General features: G+C 64.2%; 12 protein-coding genes. 11 read left to right on the top strand and 1 reads right to left on the bottom strand.

What is annotated here, in order from left to right; translation table 11 throughout:
* Nucleotides 1–218: 218 nt before the first annotated feature.
* Nucleotides 219–1,475, bottom strand: a complete 1,257-nt coding sequence (locus JHD77_RS08030; protein ID WP_223697225.1) for a tyrosine-type recombinase/integrase — start codon at nt 1,473–1,475, stop codon at nt 219–221.
* Between the two features lie 542 nt (nt 1,476–2,017).
* On the opposite strand from JHD77_RS08030, the gene rfbB reads away from it, so the two are divergent.
* The 11 genes from rfbB to arcA all read left to right on the top strand — a co-directional run bounded on the left by rfbB (nt 2,018) and on the right by arcA (nt 15,376).
* Nucleotides 2,018–3,076 (top strand): dTDP-glucose 4,6-dehydratase, encoded by a 1,059-nt coding sequence (gene rfbB, locus JHD77_RS08025; protein WP_003096179.1) that lies wholly within the window; start codon nt 2,018–2,020, stop codon nt 3,074–3,076.
* Nucleotides 3,073–3,981 (top strand): dTDP-4-dehydrorhamnose reductase, encoded by a 909-nt coding sequence (gene rfbD / locus JHD77_RS08020; protein WP_023087898.1) that lies wholly within the window; start codon nt 3,073–3,075, stop codon nt 3,979–3,981. The genes rfbB and rfbD overlap by 4 nt, the downstream gene beginning before the upstream one ends.
* On the top strand, nt 3,978–4,859 hold the full coding sequence (rfbA, locus tag JHD77_RS08015) for a glucose-1-phosphate thymidylyltransferase RfbA (RefSeq protein ID WP_003105518.1): 882 nt from the start codon (nt 3,978–3,980) through the stop codon (nt 4,857–4,859). The genes rfbD and rfbA overlap by 4 nt, the downstream gene beginning before the upstream one ends.
* On the top strand, nt 4,859–5,404 hold the full coding sequence (gene rfbC, locus JHD77_RS08010) for a dTDP-4-dehydrorhamnose 3,5-epimerase (protein ID WP_003096184.1): 546 nt from the start codon (nt 4,859–4,861) through the stop codon (nt 5,402–5,404). Before rfbA ends, rfbC begins: the two co-directional genes overlap by 1 nt.
* A 59-nt stretch (nt 5,405–5,463) precedes the next feature.
* Complete coding sequence (gene dctB / locus JHD77_RS08005; protein ID WP_003123664.1) at nt 5,464–7,302, top strand: two-component system sensor histidine kinase DctB; 1,839 nt, start codon at nt 5,464–5,466, stop codon at nt 7,300–7,302.
* Nucleotides 7,299–8,687, top strand: coding sequence for a two-component system response regulator DctD (dctD, locus tag JHD77_RS08000; RefSeq protein WP_003096187.1), 1,389 nt, complete (start codon nt 7,299–7,301; stop codon nt 8,685–8,687). Before dctB ends, dctD begins: the two co-directional genes overlap by 4 nt.
* 240 nt (nt 8,688–8,927) lie before the next feature.
* Nucleotides 8,928–9,923 carry a C4-dicarboxylate TRAP substrate-binding protein DctP gene (gene dctP / locus JHD77_RS07995; RefSeq protein ID WP_003105525.1) on the top strand — a complete coding sequence of 332 codons (996 nt, stop codon included), beginning with the start codon at nt 8,928–8,930 and terminating at the stop codon, nt 9,921–9,923.
* Between the two features lie 18 nt (nt 9,924–9,941).
* Nucleotides 9,942–10,574 (top strand): C4-dicarboxylate TRAP transporter small permease protein DctQ, encoded by a 633-nt coding sequence (dctQ, locus tag JHD77_RS07990; RefSeq protein WP_003105527.1) that lies wholly within the window; start codon nt 9,942–9,944, stop codon nt 10,572–10,574.
* Entirely contained in the window at nt 10,571–11,854 is a 1,284-nt protein-coding gene (gene dctM / locus JHD77_RS07985; protein ID WP_003105529.1) for a C4-dicarboxylate TRAP transporter large permease protein DctM, read from the top strand. Before dctQ ends, dctM begins: the two co-directional genes overlap by 4 nt.
* Before the next feature lie 795 nt (nt 11,855–12,649).
* Entirely contained in the window at nt 12,650–14,098 is a 1,449-nt protein-coding gene (gene arcD, locus JHD77_RS07980; RefSeq protein WP_003123669.1) for an arginine-ornithine antiporter, read from the top strand.
* A gap of 21 nt (nt 14,099–14,119) precedes the next feature.
* Complete coding sequence (gene arcA / locus JHD77_RS07975) at nt 14,120–15,376, top strand: arginine deiminase (protein WP_003100029.1); 1,257 nt, start codon at nt 14,120–14,122, stop codon at nt 15,374–15,376.
* Nucleotides 15,377–15,431: the final 55 nt, after the last annotated feature.

Genomic DNA, 15,431 nt, shown 5'->3' with positions numbered 1-15,431 from the left:
CGGCCTGTTTGCCAGTGCGCAGATATTAGCGAGGCATTTCTTTCCCATGCAATTGTGGCCAGACGCTAGCGGAACGTTTCTTATCTTTTGCGTCACGAATTAGCAGATTCGTGAGGAACATTTTCGGAATATGTAGGAACATATACGATCAATATTCCCAAACAGACCGTCCATCGCCAAAAATATACCATTCGTCAGACAGTAAAATAATTAGTTATCTAGGGCCTTTCCAGCCCAGCTATTACCGTGTTTAACGCCCTATCAAATGCCTCCATAGCCTGAACCTTCATTGGCAAGTAAGCCTCTGGACTGTTCCGATAGTGGCGGCCCACAACTCCGGATTGACCGTGGCTTTGCAGCAGATCGGACTGCTCATCCGGCACACCATGCCGCTGCATAAGCTGAGTGCAAGTTCTGCGCAGATCTCTCGGCGTAAAGCGGGGAACTCTCGTTCCGTTGAGCATCGCATGCTCAGAACGGCACCAGTCTGCAATGGCGTGGGTAAAACTCGTTACAACGAATGGGGCTTTGCCGCGAGTCGTCCAGGGCCAGTCGAACCCGCCCGTGATCTCGAACACGTCCTGCAAGATACCCACGGCCTGGTCACTCAAAGGCACCAGGTGAATGCGCTTCACACTCCCCCTGCCCTTCGAGTCAATTAGACGCATCACCCGCTTTTCCACGTCGAAGCTCGACCACGGTTCCCGGGCGACCTGGGCGATGCGCTGTCCTCCCGTGGCAATGACGAACTTGAATAGCAAGGCCATTACCGGACCGATGCCGTCCGTTACTTCGATGGTCGTCCAGAACTGCCGCAGCTCTGCATCGGTGAGTGCTCGCTCTACCGGCTGCGACTCGTGGTTGACCCTCACCGCGTCAACGGGATTGACCGTCAAGGCGTAGCGTTTACCGCTGGACCTGCCAATGGTGTGCTCCGCCGTTAACCCAAACTGAAATGCCGCTCGTAGCAGTGCCCGGACCTTCTCGGCCTGGCTTGGCGCGCCTCGATTCCAGATTGGCGTGAGGATCTTCTCAATCACGGCGGGAGTCACGGCACTGCACTTCATCGAAATGACAGAGGCGGGGATATCGCTATCGATAACCCTCCTCCACTCATTAAGTTGACGCTGACCGACCTTCCCACGCCGAGACCCAACGTAGTCACCCAGAAGGTCGCCGAGCGAACCCCGCGCAGCTTCCTCGGCCTGCTTGGCCTTCAATGCCTCGAACTGCCGTATACGCTCCCGGCGCTCGGCTTCCCGTAGCGCCTCGTCTGCCTCCATAGCTGCGCGCAGGTCCGGCTCATGGCGTAGTCGGTTCGAAAGTGCTTGGGCCTTATCCCGGATCTCCGTCAGCGTCATACCGCCGGACCGATGCGTCAGCCGGTAGTCACCGATCTTGATGAGCTTCTGCTTACCGTCCAGGTAGTAGCGGAAGAAAGCAGACGGCGCGGCCTCACCAGGACGCTTGAACATGATGGCACCAGTGCCACGCCCTGGGAGACTTTCACTAAGCGGCTTGCAGCCCGGCTGCATACCCTTGAGCATCTGATCGTTTACGAATGCAGCTCGGACTCTCGCCATTTTCAGGTCAACGTTAGGTCAATGTTTCTCGGTGTGCTCAAAGTAACACGCTGAAACACCAAGGAACACGAATCACGCCAACATACTGTTTTAAATAGACTTTATCGAAAAACGCAGAAACACCGAGAAACCAGGAGAAACGTCATAGAAACCGCCTTGTAATCAGTAGGTCCCGGGTTCGACTCCTGGTGCCGGCACCACGAATCCCCGAAAAGCCCCGCCTCGCGCGGGGCTTTTTGTTTTACCCTGCTTCCTTTTACCCAGTGATGGCACTTCGAATAGAATGCCGGGTCAGATGCACCTACCAGATCTGGGGTTGGCAGGATCGCCATTTTTCCCGTACTAATCGTCGTCTTCACGATCGATTGGTACACCTTGGCGGGACGTGTCGAAGCAGCCCTACGGACAACCACTGCTTGAACAAGGTATGACTCATGACGATTCTCGTGACCGGCAGCGCCGGCTTCATCGGCGCCAATTTCGTGCTCGACTGGCTGGCCCTGCATGACGAGCCGGTGGTCAGCCTCGACAAGCTCACCTACGCCGGCAACCGGCAGAACCTCGCCAGCCTCGACGGCGACGCCCGGCACACCTTCGTCGCCGGCGATATCGGCGATAGCCAGCTGGTAGCCCGCCTGCTCGCCGAGCACCAGCCGCGGGCGATCCTCAACTTCGCCGCGGAATCCCATGTGGACCGCTCGATCCACGGCCCCGAGGACTTCATCCAGACTAACATCGTCGGCACCTTCCGCCTGCTGGAAGAAGTGCGCGCCTACTGGGGCGCGCTGGAGCCGGAAGCGAAGGCGGCATTCCGCTTCCTCCACGTCTCCACCGACGAAGTCTATGGCTCGCTGGCACCGAGCGATCCGGCCTTCACCGAGAACAACCGCTACGAGCCGAACAGTCCCTACTCGGCGTCCAAGGCGGCCTCCGACCACCTGGTGCGGGCCTATCACCACACCTATGGGCTGCCGGTGCTGACCACCAACTGCTCGAACAACTACGGCCCGTACCACTTCCCGGAAAAGCTCATCCCACTGGTGATCCACAACGCCCTGGCCGGCAAGCCGCTGCCGATCTACGGCGACGGCCAGCAGATCCGCGACTGGCTCTACGTCAAGGACCATTGCAGCGCCATCCGCCGGGTCCTCGAAGCCGGGCAACTGGGCGAGACCTACAATGTCGGCGGCTGGAACGAAAAGGCCAACCTCGACGTGGTCGAGACCCTCTGCGCCATCCTCGACCAGGAGCAGCCGCGCGCCGACGGCCGCAGCTATCGCGAGCAGATCACCTTCGTCAAGGATCGTCCGGGCCATGATCGCCGCTACGCCATCGATGCCACGCGCCTGGAGCGCGAGCTGGGCTGGAAGCCGGCGGAAACCTTCGAGACCGGTATCCGCAAGACCGTGCGCTGGTACCTGGACAACCAGGACTGGGTGGCCAACGTAACCAGCGGTGCCTACCGCGAGTGGGTGGGTAAGCAGTACGCATGAACCGGATCCTTCTCCTCGGCGCCAACGGCCAGGTCGGCTGGGAGCTGCAGCGCGCCCTGGCGCCGCTGGGCGAACTGCTGGTCTGCGACCGCCGGCGCGCCGATCTCGCCGACCCCGAAGGCCTGGCGCGACTGGTTCGCGCCGAGCGGCCGCAGTTCATCGTCAACGCCGGCGCCTACACCGCGGTGGACAAGGCCGAGAGCGATGCCGACAACGCCCGCCTGATCAATGCCCGCGCCGTCGCGGTACTGGCCGAGGAGGCCGCGGGCTGCGGCGCCTGGCTGGTGCATTACTCCACCGACTATGTGTTCGACGGCGCGGGCAACGCGCCTTTCGCCGAGGACGCGCCGACCGGCCCGCTGAGCGTCTACGGGCAGACCAAGCTGGAAGGCGAGCAGGCCATCCGCGCCAGCGGCTGCCGCCACCTGATCTTCCGCACCAGCTGGGTCTACGCCGCGCGCGGCGGGAACTTCGCCAAGACCATGCTGCGCCTGGCCGGGCAACGCGACGAACTCAAGGTCGTGGCCGACCAGTTCGGCGCGCCGACCAGCGCCGAGCTGATCGCCGACGTCACCGCCCAGGCCCTGCAGCGCCTGCGCTGGGACGCCGAGCTGGCAGCACGGGCCAGCGGCACCTACCACCTGGTCGCCAGCGGCGAGACGTCCTGGCACCTCTATGCGCGCTTCGTCATCGAACAGGCGCTGGAGCGGGGCTGGGAGTTGCAGGCGACGCCGCAGCGGGTCCTGCCGATCGCCACCGAGGACTACCCGGTGCCGGCGAAGCGTCCGGCCAATTCGCGCCTCGACAACCGCAAGCTGCAACAGGTCTTCGGCCTGGTACTGCCAGACTGGCGCTACCATGCCGGACGCATGATCCAGGAACTGAGCGAGCAGGGACCACTATGAAACGCAAGGGCATCATCCTCGCCGGAGGCTCGGGCACCCGCCTGCACCCGGCAACGCTGGCCATCTCCAAGCAGTTGCTGCCGGTGTACGACAAGCCGATGATCTACTACCCGCTCAGTACCCTGATGCTGGCGGGCATCCGCGAGATACTGATCATCTCGACCCCACAGGACACCCCACGCTTCCAGCAGTTGCTGGGCGACGGTTCGAACTGGGGCCTGGACCTGCAATATGCCGTGCAACCGTCGCCGGACGGCCTGGCCCAGGCCTTCCTGATCGGCGAGTCGTTCATCGGCAACGACCTCAGCGCGCTGGTCCTGGGCGACAACCTCTATTACGGCCACGACTTCCACGAGTTGCTCGGCAGCGCTTCGCAGCGCCAGACCGGCGCCAGCGTCTTCGCCTACCACGTGCTGGACCCGGAGCGCTACGGCGTGGTCGAGTTCGACCAGGGCGGCAAGGCCATCAGCCTGGAAGAGAAGCCACTGGAGCCGAAGTCGAACTACGCGGTCACCGGCCTGTATTTCTACGACCAGCAGGTGGTGGACATCGCCAGGGACCTGAAGCCTTCGCCGCGCGGCGAGCTGGAGATCACCGACGTCAACCGCGCCTATCTGGAGCGCGGCCAGCTCAGCGTGGAGATCATGGGCCGCGGCTACGCCTGGCTGGATACCGGCACCCACGATTCGCTGCTCGAGGCCGGCCAGTTCATCGCCACCCTGGAGAACCGCCAGGGTCTCAAGGTGGCCTGCCCGGAAGAGATCGCCTACCGGCAGAAGTGGATCGACGCCGCGCAACTGGAAAAACTCGCCGCGCCGCTGGCCAAGAACGGCTACGGCCAATACCTCAAGCGCCTGCTGACCGAGACCGTGTACTGATGAAAGCGACCCGCCTGGCAATCCCCGACGTCATCCTCTTCGAACCCCGGGTGTTCGGCGACGATCGCGGATTCTTCTTCGAAAGCTACAACCAGCGCGCCTTCGAGGAGGCCTGCGGTCATCCGGTCAGCTTCGTCCAGGACAACCATTCGCGTTCCGCCCGTGGCGTCCTCCGCGGCCTGCACTACCAGATCCGGCAAGCCCAGGGAAAACTGGTGCGCGCCACTCTCGGCGAGGTATTCGACGTGGCCGTCGACCTGCGTCGCGGCTCGCCGACCTTCGGCCAGTGGGTAGGCGAACGCCTGAGCGCGGAGAACAAGCGCCAGATGTGGATTCCGGCCGGCTTCGCGCACGGCTTCGTGGTGCTCAGCGAATACGCCGAGTTCCTCTACAAGACCACCGACTTCTGGGCGCCGGAACACGAACGCTGCATCGTCTGGAACGATCCCGAGCTGAAGATCGACTGGCCGCTGCAGGATGCCCCCCTGCTTTCGGAGAAGGACCGCCAGGGCAAGGCATTCGCCGACGCCGACTGCTTCCCCTGAACGGCAGGGAGCGACCGGACTCGGCGCAAGGCGTGATAATTTAGGGCATCCCGTCCGGGATGCCCCGGATACTCGCAGCCACGGCAGGTTCGTTCGTCTTGAAAGCCTATTTCCATCGCTGGCGCTCGCTGGTCATCCTCGCCCTGCTTCTCGCGCCCTTGCTCTGGCCCCTGCAATATTTCGCCGAGCGCTACTACAGCGAGCAGTTGGCCGAGCAGAACCGCCAGACGCTCGACCTCTACGTCGCCAACCTGCTCGGCACGCTGCGCCGCTACGAAGAACTGCCGCAGATCCTCGGCGGCCTGCCGGTGCTGCGCCAGGCCCTGCAACAACCTGGCGACCCGTTGCTGCAGAAGATCGCCAACGAGGCGCTGGCCGACATCCGCCGACGCACCGGCGCCGACGTGATCTACCTGCTGCAACCGGACGGCACCACCCAGGTCGCCTCCAACTGGGCCCAGGCGGACAGTTTCGTCCACCGCAACTTCGCCTTCCGCCCCTATTATCGCGAGGCCATGCAGGGCCGCCTGGCGCGCTTCTTCGGCCTGGGCACCACCTCGATCAAGCGCGGCTACTACTTCGCCAGTGCGGTGAAGGAAGGCTCGCGGATCATCGGCGTGCTGGTGGTGAAGGTCGATCTCGAACACATCGAACGGCTCTGGGGCAATTCCCCGGAGCAACTGCTGGTGATAGACAACTACGGCGTGGTGATCCTCTCCTCGCGCGAGGATTGGCGCTTCCATGCCAGTCGGCCGCTGAGCGCGGCGGAGCGCGACGAGATCCACGCCAACATCCCCTACCCGGTGCAGGACCCGAAGCCCCTGCGCCTGCAACAGAGCGCCTGGCTCAGCCAGAGCCGGACGCTGCCGGAAACCGGCTGGACGGTGAGCATCTACGCCCCCCGCACCCTCATCGAACGGCCGGTGCGCAGCGTCCTGCTGATCGGCGGCGCGACCCTGCTCGCCCTGCTCCTGCTGCTTACCCTGCTGACCCTCAGCCGCCGTCACTACCTGGACCGCATCGCTCTCGAGGCCGAGGCCAAGCGCCAGTTGGAAGAGCGCGTACTGGAACGCACCCGCGAGCTGGAGAACGCCAACGCGCAGTTGCAGCAGGAAGTCCACGAACGCGAGCAGGCCCAGCGCGAGCTGATGCGCGCCCAGGACGAAGTGGTCCAGGCCGGCAAGCTCACGGCCCTCGGCACCATGTCGGCGAGCATCAGCCACGAACTCAACCAGCCGCTGGCGGCGATCCGCAGCTACGCCGACAACGCCCGGGTGCTGCTCGACCACCAGCGCACCGAGGACGCCCGCGGCAATCTCGAGCAGATCAGCGACCTCACCACCCGCATGGCCTCGATCATCGCCCACCTCAAGGCCTATGCCCGCGGTGCGCGCCGGGCGCCGGAGAACGTGCAGTTGCAGCCGGCGATCGAGGACGCCCTGTCGATGGTGGCCAGCCGGCGGCGGGCGATGAACGTCGAACTGCTGCGCGACGTGCCGGACGCCCCGCTGTGGGTCCAGGCCGGCGAGACCCGCTTGCGGCAGATCCTCGGCAACCTGCTCACCAATGCCCTCGACGCGCTCGCCGAGAAAGCTCCGCCGCGGCGCCTGTGGGTGATCGCCAGCCAGGACCAGCACGGCGTGACCCTGACTCTGCGCGACAACGGCCCGGGGTTTTCCGAGGACGCCCTGGCCCACGCCCACGAACCCTTCTTCACCACCAAGACCACCGCCAAAGGGCTCGGCCTCGGCCTGGCCATCTGCGATAACCTATTGCGCGCCCTCGGCGGCCGCCTGGAAATGGGCAACCATCTCGAAGGCGGCGCCGTGGTGCGCCTGCACTTGCTGCCGGGAGTTCCCGGCGTCGCCGCCATGCCCCAGGAGGAAACCCGCGCATGAGTCCCTTCGCGCCATTCGATGCCCAGACCCAGGTCCTGCTGATCGACGACGATCCGCACCTGCGCCAGGCCCTGCGCCAGACGCTCGACCTCGCCGGGCTCAAGGTCGCGACCCTGGACGACGCGCGCCAGCTGGATACCGCGCAGTGCAAGGACTGGCCCGGGGTGGTGGTCAGCGACATCCGCATGCCCGGCATCGATGGCATGGAACTGCTCCGCCAATTGCACGAACAGGACGCCGACCTGCCGGTGATCCTGATCACCGGCCACGGCGACGTGCCGCTGGCGGTCCAGGCCATGCGCGGCGGCGCCTATGACTTCCTGGAAAAGCCCTTCCCCAGCGACGCCCTGCTCGACAGCGTGCGCCGCGCCCTGGAGGTGCGCCGGCTGGTCCTGGAGAACCGCACCCTGCGCCTGGCCCTGGCCGAACGCCACGAGCTGCATGGGCGCCTGATCGGACGCTCGGCCGGCATGCAGCGCCTGCGCGAGCAGGTCGGCTCGCTGGCGGCGATCCAGGCCGACGTGCTGGTCCTTGGCGAAACCGGCGCCGGCAAGGAGGTGGTCGCGCGGGCCCTGCATGACCTGTCGAGCCGACGCGACGGACCGTTCGTCGCGATCAACGCCGGCGCCCTCGCCGAATCGGTGGTGGAAAGCGAACTGTTCGGTCACGAGGCCGGCGCCTTCACCGGCGCGCAGAAGCGCCGCATCGGCAAGTTCGAGTACGCCAATGGCGGCACCCTGTTCCTCGACGAGATCGAGAGCATGAGCCTGGACGTGCAGGTCAAGCTGTTGCGCCTGCTGCAGGAACGGGTAGTCGAGCGGCTCGGCTCCAACCAGTTGATCCCGCTGGATATCCGCATCATCGCGGCAACCAAGGAAGACCTGCGCCAGGCCGCCGACCAGGGCCGCTTCCGCGCCGACCTCTATTACCGCCTCAACGTCGCCAGCCTGCGCATTCCACCGCTGCGCGAGCGCGGCGAAGACATCCCGCTGCTGTTCCGCCATTTCGCCGAAGCCGGCGCCATGCGTCATGGCCTGACGCCACGCGAACTGGACGCCGGCCAGTCGGCGCGGCTGCTGGCCTACGACTGGCCGGGCAACGTGCGCGAATTGCAGAACGCCGCCGAGCGCTTCGCCCTGGGTCTCGGCCTGAGCCTGGACGACGGAGTCCTGCCCGACGCCGCCGACGAGCCGCACAACCTCAGCGCCAAGGTCGAGGCCTTCGAGCGCTCGCTGATCGCTGCCGAACTGGAACGCCCGCACAATTCGCTGCGCAGCGTCGCCGAGGCCCTCGGTATCCCGCGCAAGACCCTGCACGACAAGCTGCGCAAGCACGGCCTGCCGTTCAACACGCCTGGCGAAAATCCGCCAGATGATGGCGAATGAATGGCGGATTACCGCCAACCGTTCGCCATCCGCGCCCGCAGCATCTCCCCTGCGTACCCTTGCCCGACTGGCACAGGGCTTGCTCACGGCTTCCCGAGCGTTCCAACAAGCAGAAGACCAGGCGCTTTTCCGATTCACGCAGCATCTGCCGCTGCGCTGCCTAGACTTCCCTTGTTCGGCCACGCCGAGAGGACACCCGTCCTCTTCATAAAAGACAGACAAGAACAAAGAGGAAGTCTCATGCTCAAGCACACCGCGAAGGCGCTCGTCTGCGCACTTTCCCTGACCGTCGCCGGAATCGTCCAGGCAGCCGACCCGATCGTCATCAAGTTCTCCCACGTCGTCGCCGAGCACACGCCCAAGGGCCAGGGCGCGCTGCTGTTCAAGAAACTGGTGGAGGAACGCCTGCCGGGCAAGGTCAAGGTGGAGGTCTACCCGAACTCGTCGCTGTTCGGCGACGGCAAGGAGATGGAAGCCCTGCTGCTGGGCGACGTGCAGATCATCGCGCCGTCGCTGGCCAAGTTCGAGCAGTACACCAAGAAATTGCAGATCTTCGACCTGCCGTTCCTGTTCGACAACATCCAGGCGGTCGACCGCTTCCAGCAGAGCCCGCAGGGCAAGGAGCTGCTGACCTCGATGCAGGACAAGGGCATCACTGGCCTCGGCTACTGGCACAACGGGATGAAGCAGTTGTCCGCCAACAAGCCCCTGCGCGAGCCGAAGGACGCCCGCGGCCTGAAGTTCCGCGTGCAGGCCTCCAAGGTGCTCGAGGAACAGTTCAAGGCGGTGCGCGCCAACCCGCGCAAGATGAGCTTCGCCGAGGTCTATCAGGGCCTGCAGACCGGCGTGGTCAACGGTACCGAGAACCCCTGGTCGAACATCTACTCGCAGAAGATGCACGAAGTGCAGAAGTACATCACCGAGTCCGACCACGGCGTGCTGGACTACATGGTGATCACCAACACCAAGTTCTGGAACGGCCTGCCGGAAGACGTGCGCGGCGTGCTGGCCAAGACCATGGACGAGGTCACCGTGGAGGTGAACAAGCAGGCCGAGGCGCTCAACCAGGGCGACAAGCAGCGCATCGTCGAGGCCAAGACCAGCGAGATCATCGAACTCACTCCCGAACAGCGGGCCGAATGGCGCAAGGCCATGCAGCCGGTGTGGAAGAAGTTCGAAGGCGAGATCGGCGCCGACCTGATCAAGGCCGCCGAAGCCGCCAACCAGGCCCAATAAGAAGAAGAGGGAAAGCCCATGCACGCGCTCGCGCGCGTCTGGGCGCGCCTGGAGGAAGGCCTGATCGCCTTCCTCCTCGCCGCCATGACGCTGGTTACCTTCGTTTATGTAGTCCTCAATAACCTCTATACGCTGCTCTACGATCTCGCCGATCTCTGGGAGGGCGGCAACGAGACGCTGCTCGCCATCGGCGATGGGGTCCTCACCCTGGCCCAGGAGATGACCTGGAGCAACGCCCTGACCAAGGCCCTGTTCGCCTGGCTGATCTTCCTCGGCATCGCCTACGGCGTACGCACCGCCGGGCACCTCGGCGTGGACGTGCTGGTGAAGCTGGCCTCGCGACCGGTACAGCGAGTGCTCGGCGTGATCGCCTGCCTGGCCTGCCTCGGCTACGCCGGCCTGCTCTGCGTGGCCAGCTACGACTGGGTGAAGACCCTGTTCATCGCCGGCATCGGCGCCGAGGACCTCGACCACTTCGGCATCCGCCAATGGCACATCGGCCTGATCGTGCCGGTCGGCTTCGCCCTGGTGTTCATCCGTTTCGCCGAGATCCTCGTGCGCATCCTGCGCAACCGCCAGACCGGACTGGGACTGGCCGACGAGGCTGCCGACGCGCTGAAGCTGACCGAGCACGAGGAGCCCAAGGCATGACCATTCTGTTCCTCTTCCTGCTGCTCTTCCTGCTGATGTTCATCGGCGTGCCGATCGCCGTCTCCCTGGGTCTCTCCGGCGCACTGACGATCCTCCTGTTCAGCCCGGACTCGGTACGCTCGCTGGCGATCAAGCTGTTCGAGACCTCCGAGCACTACACCCTGCTGGCGATCCCGTTCTTCCTGCTCTCCGGCGCGTTCATGACCACCGGTGGCGTGGCGCGGCGCCTGATCGACTTCGCCAACGCCTGCGTCGGACACATCCGTGGCGGCCTGGCGATCGCCGCGGTGCTCGCCTGCATGCTCTTCGCCGCGCTATCCGGCTCGTCTCCGGCAACGGTGGCGGCAGTGGGTTCGATCGCCATCGCCGGCATGGTCCGCTCGGGTTATCCACAGGCGTTCGGCGCTGGGATCGTCTGCAACGCCGGCACCCTCGGCATCCTCATCCCGCCATCGATCGTGATGGTGGTCTACGCCGCCGCCACCGAGACCTCGGTGGGCAAGCTGTTCATCGCCGGCGTGGTTCCGGGGCTGCTGCTGGGACTGATCCTGATGGTGGTGATCTACATCGTCGCCCGGGTCAAGAAGCTGCCCGCCATGCCAAGGGTCAGTCTGCGCGAATGGCTGGCCAGCGCGCGCAAGGCGCTGTGGGGGCTGCTGCTGATGGTGATCATCCTCGGCGGCATCTATTCCGGCGCCTTCACCCCCACCGAGGCCGCCGCCGTCGCCGCGGTGTACTCGGCCTTCGTCGCACTGTTCGTCTACCGCGACATGCGCCTGAGCGAATGCCCGAAGGTGCTGCTGGAGTCCGGCAAGCTGACCATCATGCTGATGTTCATCATCGCCAACGCCATGCTCTTCGCCCACGTGCTGACCACCGAGCAGATACCGCAGAGCATCGCCAGCTGGGTCACGGAACTGGGACTTTCGCCATGGATGTTCCTGCTGGTGGTGAACATCGTGCTGCTGATCGCCGGCAACTTCATGGAGCCTTCGGCGATCATCCTGATCCTGGCGCCGATCTTCTTCCCCATCGCCATGGAGCTGGGCATCGATCCGATCCACCTCGGCATCATCATGGTGGTGAACATGGAGATCGGCCTGATCACGCCGCCGGTCGGGCTCAACCTGTTCGTCACCTCGGCGGTCACCGGCATGCCGCTGGGCGCGACCATCCGCGCAGCGCTGCCGTGGCTGATGATCCTGCTGGTGTTCCTGATCATCGTGACCTACATCCCGGCGGTATCCCTGGCATTGCCGAACTGGCTGGGGATGAGCTGACGGAACGGTAACGACGGCGGAAAACCCCGCCCTGCGCTCGGGCCTTCGGCAAAAATCCGCTCATGCCGCAGGCCCGTGCCCCGCAGTTGACGGGCCGGGCCACCTGTCGATGGCTGGCACGCCGCTTGCTCAATCGCTCGCAGTGCCCCTGGCACCGGCTTTCGGTTCGCCCAGCGAACCGCGCCCTTCGGCCACGAACCGGATGGCGGCCCCTTCCCCTGTGCCGACGTGCGCCAGCACGCGCGGCGGGTGGGCGGCGATCCCGTCCCCCCAGCGGTCTTCATACCCTGAAGCCCAAATGAAGAGCCCGGCGAACGCCGGGCTTCTTCATTTCTTTCCTTGTGCTTTTTCGTTCTTTGATAAGAGCGGAAAATTATTTTTACTTATAAATAAAAAATACTCCTCTCGAAATACTGCAACACTTCCCTGGAAAGTCGCGGCGGTTTTTCGACGGACCGTCAACAAGCCGGCGACCACCCACCTGAAAGTCAGAATACCGTCTCGCGAAATTCATTGATCGGCATCAACAATCCGGCTTGATCCGCGGCTTATAGCCCGATTTCGAGCAATTTCAAGCTTTCCCCGTAGCGGATGGCAAGACTTCCCCTATCACATGAAAAAACCGCCCTATTGCGGGCAGGTCTTAGATTCCTCTTCTATCTTTGGCACTCGCAACTTACAGGAATGCGTCATCTAATTACTTTGAGTAGGAAGCTATTGACGTGGATCAGCATTCAACAATAGCCGCTGCCGCCTAATGGCTTCACTCTCAATTCCTATAGGGAGATTCCGAAAATGTCCCAAGAATCCAGCCAAAAACTCCGACTAGGAGCGCTAACGGCTCTGGTTGTCGGCTCGATGATCGGAGGGGGCATCTTCTCCCTCCCGCAAAACATGGCAGCCAGCGCCGACGTCGGCGCCGTCCTGATCGGATGGGCGATCACCGCCGTCGGCATGCTCACCCTCGCTTTCGTCTTCCAGACCCTCGCCAACCGCAAGCCCGAACTCGACGGCGGCGTGTACGCCTACGCCAAGGCCGGCTTCGGCGACTACATGGGTTTCTCCTCGGCCTGGGGCTACTGGATCAGCGCCTGGCTGGGCAACGTCGGCTACTTCGTCCTGTTGTTCAGCACCCTCGGCTACTTCTTCCCGATCTTCGGCAAGGGCGACACCGTCGCGGCGATCGTCTGCGCCTCGGTCCTGCTCTGGGCCCTGCACTTCCTGGTGCTGCGCGGGATCAAGGAGGCGGCGTTCATCAACACCGTCACCACCGTGGCCAAGGTCGTGCCGCTGTTCCTGTTCATCCTGATCTGCCTGTTCGCCTTCAAGCTGGACATCTTCACCGCCGACATCTGGGGCAAGAGCAACCCGGACCTGGGCAGCGTGATGAACCAGGTACGCAACATGATGCTGGTCACCGTCTGGGTGTTCATCGGCATCGAGGGCGCGAGCATCTTCTCCTCCCGCGCGGAAAAACGTTCCGACGTCGGCAAGGCCACCGTGATCGGCTTCATCACCGTCCTGCTCCTGCTGGTGCTGGTCAACGTGCTGTCCATGGGCGTGATGACCCAGCCGGAACTGGCCAAGCTGCAGAACCCGTCGATGGCGCTGGTACTCGAGCATGTGGTCGGCCACTGGGGCGCCGTGCTGATCAGCGTCGGCCTGCTGATCTCGCTGCTGGGCGCGCTGCTCTCCTGGGTGCTGCTGTGCGCCGAGATCATGTTCGCCGCCGCCAAGGACCACACCATGCCGGAGTTCCTGCGCCGCGAGAACGCCAACCAGGTGCCGGCCAACGCCCTGTGGCTGACCAACATCTGCGTACAGGTGTTCCTGGTGGTGGTGTTCTTCACCTCGGGCGACCCGGACGGCATGGACCCGTACACCAAGATGCTGCTCCTGGCCACCTCGATGATCCTGATCCCGTACTTCTGGTCCGCCGCCTATGGCCTGCTGCTGACCCTGAAGGGCGAGACCTACGAGAACGATGCCCGCGAACGCAGCAAGGACCTGGTCATCGCCGGCATCGCCGTGGCCTACGCGGTCTGGCTGCTCTACGCCGGGGGCCTGAAGTACCTGCTGCTGTCCGCCCTGCTGTATGCGCCCGGCGCGATCCTTTTCGCCAAGGCCAAGCACGAGGTCGGCCAGCCGATCTTCACCGGAATCGAAAAACTGATCTTCGCCGCAGTCGTCATTGGCGCCCTGGTGGCTGCCTACGGCCTCTACGACGGTTTCCTCACCCTCTGATTACTCCACTGGAGACGTGAAATGAGCACGGAAAAAACCAAACTTGGCGTCCACTCCGAAGCCGGCAAACTGCGCAAAGTGATGGTCTGCTCGCCCGGACTCGCCCACCAGCGCCTGACCCCGAGCAACTGCGACGAGTTGCTGTTCGACGACGTGATCTGGGTGAACCAGGCCAAGCGCGACCACTTCGACTTCGTCACCAAGATGCGCGAGCGCGGCATCGACGTCCTCGAGATGCACAATCTGCTGACCGAGACCATCCAGAACCCGGAAGCGCTGAAGTGGATCCTCGATCGCAAGATCACCGCCGACAGCGTCGGCCTGGGCCTGACCAGCGAGCTGCGCTCCTGGCTGGAGAGCCTGGAGCCGCGCAAGCTGGCCGAGTACCTGATCGGCGGCGTCGCCGCTGACGACCTGCCCGCCAGCGAAGGCGCCGACATCCTCAAGATGTACCGCGAGTACCTGGGCCATTCCAGCTTCCTGCTGCCGCCGTTGCCGAACACCCAGTTCACCCGTGACACCACGTGCTGGATCTACGGCGGCGTGACCCTGAACCCGATGTACTGGCCGGCGCGACGACAGGAAACCCTGCTGACCACCGCCATCTACAAGTTCCATCCCGAGTTCGCCAACGCCGAATTCGAGATCTGGTACGGCGACCCGGACAAGGACCACGGCTCCTCGACCCTGGAAGGCGGCGACGTGATGCCGATCGGCAACGGCGTGGTCCTGATCGGCATGGGCGAGCGCTCCTCGCGCCAGGCCATCGGTCAGGTCGCCCAGTCGCTGTTCGCCAAGGGCGCCGCCGAGCGGGTGATCGTCGCCGGCCTGCCGAAGTCCCGCGCCGCGATGCACCTGGACACCGTGTTCAGCTTCTGCGACCGCGACCTGGTCACGGTCTTCCCGGAAGTGGTCAAGGAAATCGTGCCCTTCAGCCTGCGCCCCGATCCGAGCAGCCCCTACGGCATGAACATCCGCCGCGAGGAGAAAACCTTCCTCGAAGTGGTCGCCGAATCCCTCGGCCTGAAGAAACTGCGCGTGGTCGAGACCGGCGGCAACAGCTTCGCCGCCGAGCGCGAGCAATGGGACGACGGTAACAACGTGGTCTGCCTGGAGCCGGGCGTGGTGGTCGGCTACGACCGCAACACCTACACCAACACCCTGCTGCGCAAGGCCGGCGTCGAGGTCATCACCATCAGCGCCAGCGAACTGGGTCGCGGTCGCGGCGGCGGCCACTGCATGACCTGCCCGATCATCCGCGACCCGATCGACTACTGACAGACAACCCGCTCTCGAGCTGAACGGCGGCGTCCCCAGGAGGGGCGCCGCCCAC

Origin of the sequence: Pseudomonas sp. P20 (assembly GCF_016463925.1) — a bacterium.
In the GTDB taxonomy this organism is placed as follows: domain Bacteria; phylum Pseudomonadota; class Gammaproteobacteria; order Pseudomonadales; family Pseudomonadaceae; genus Pseudomonas; species Pseudomonas aeruginosa.
Note: the sequence above shows the minus strand (reverse complement) of the source record. Positions and strands in the feature narration are given on the sequence as shown.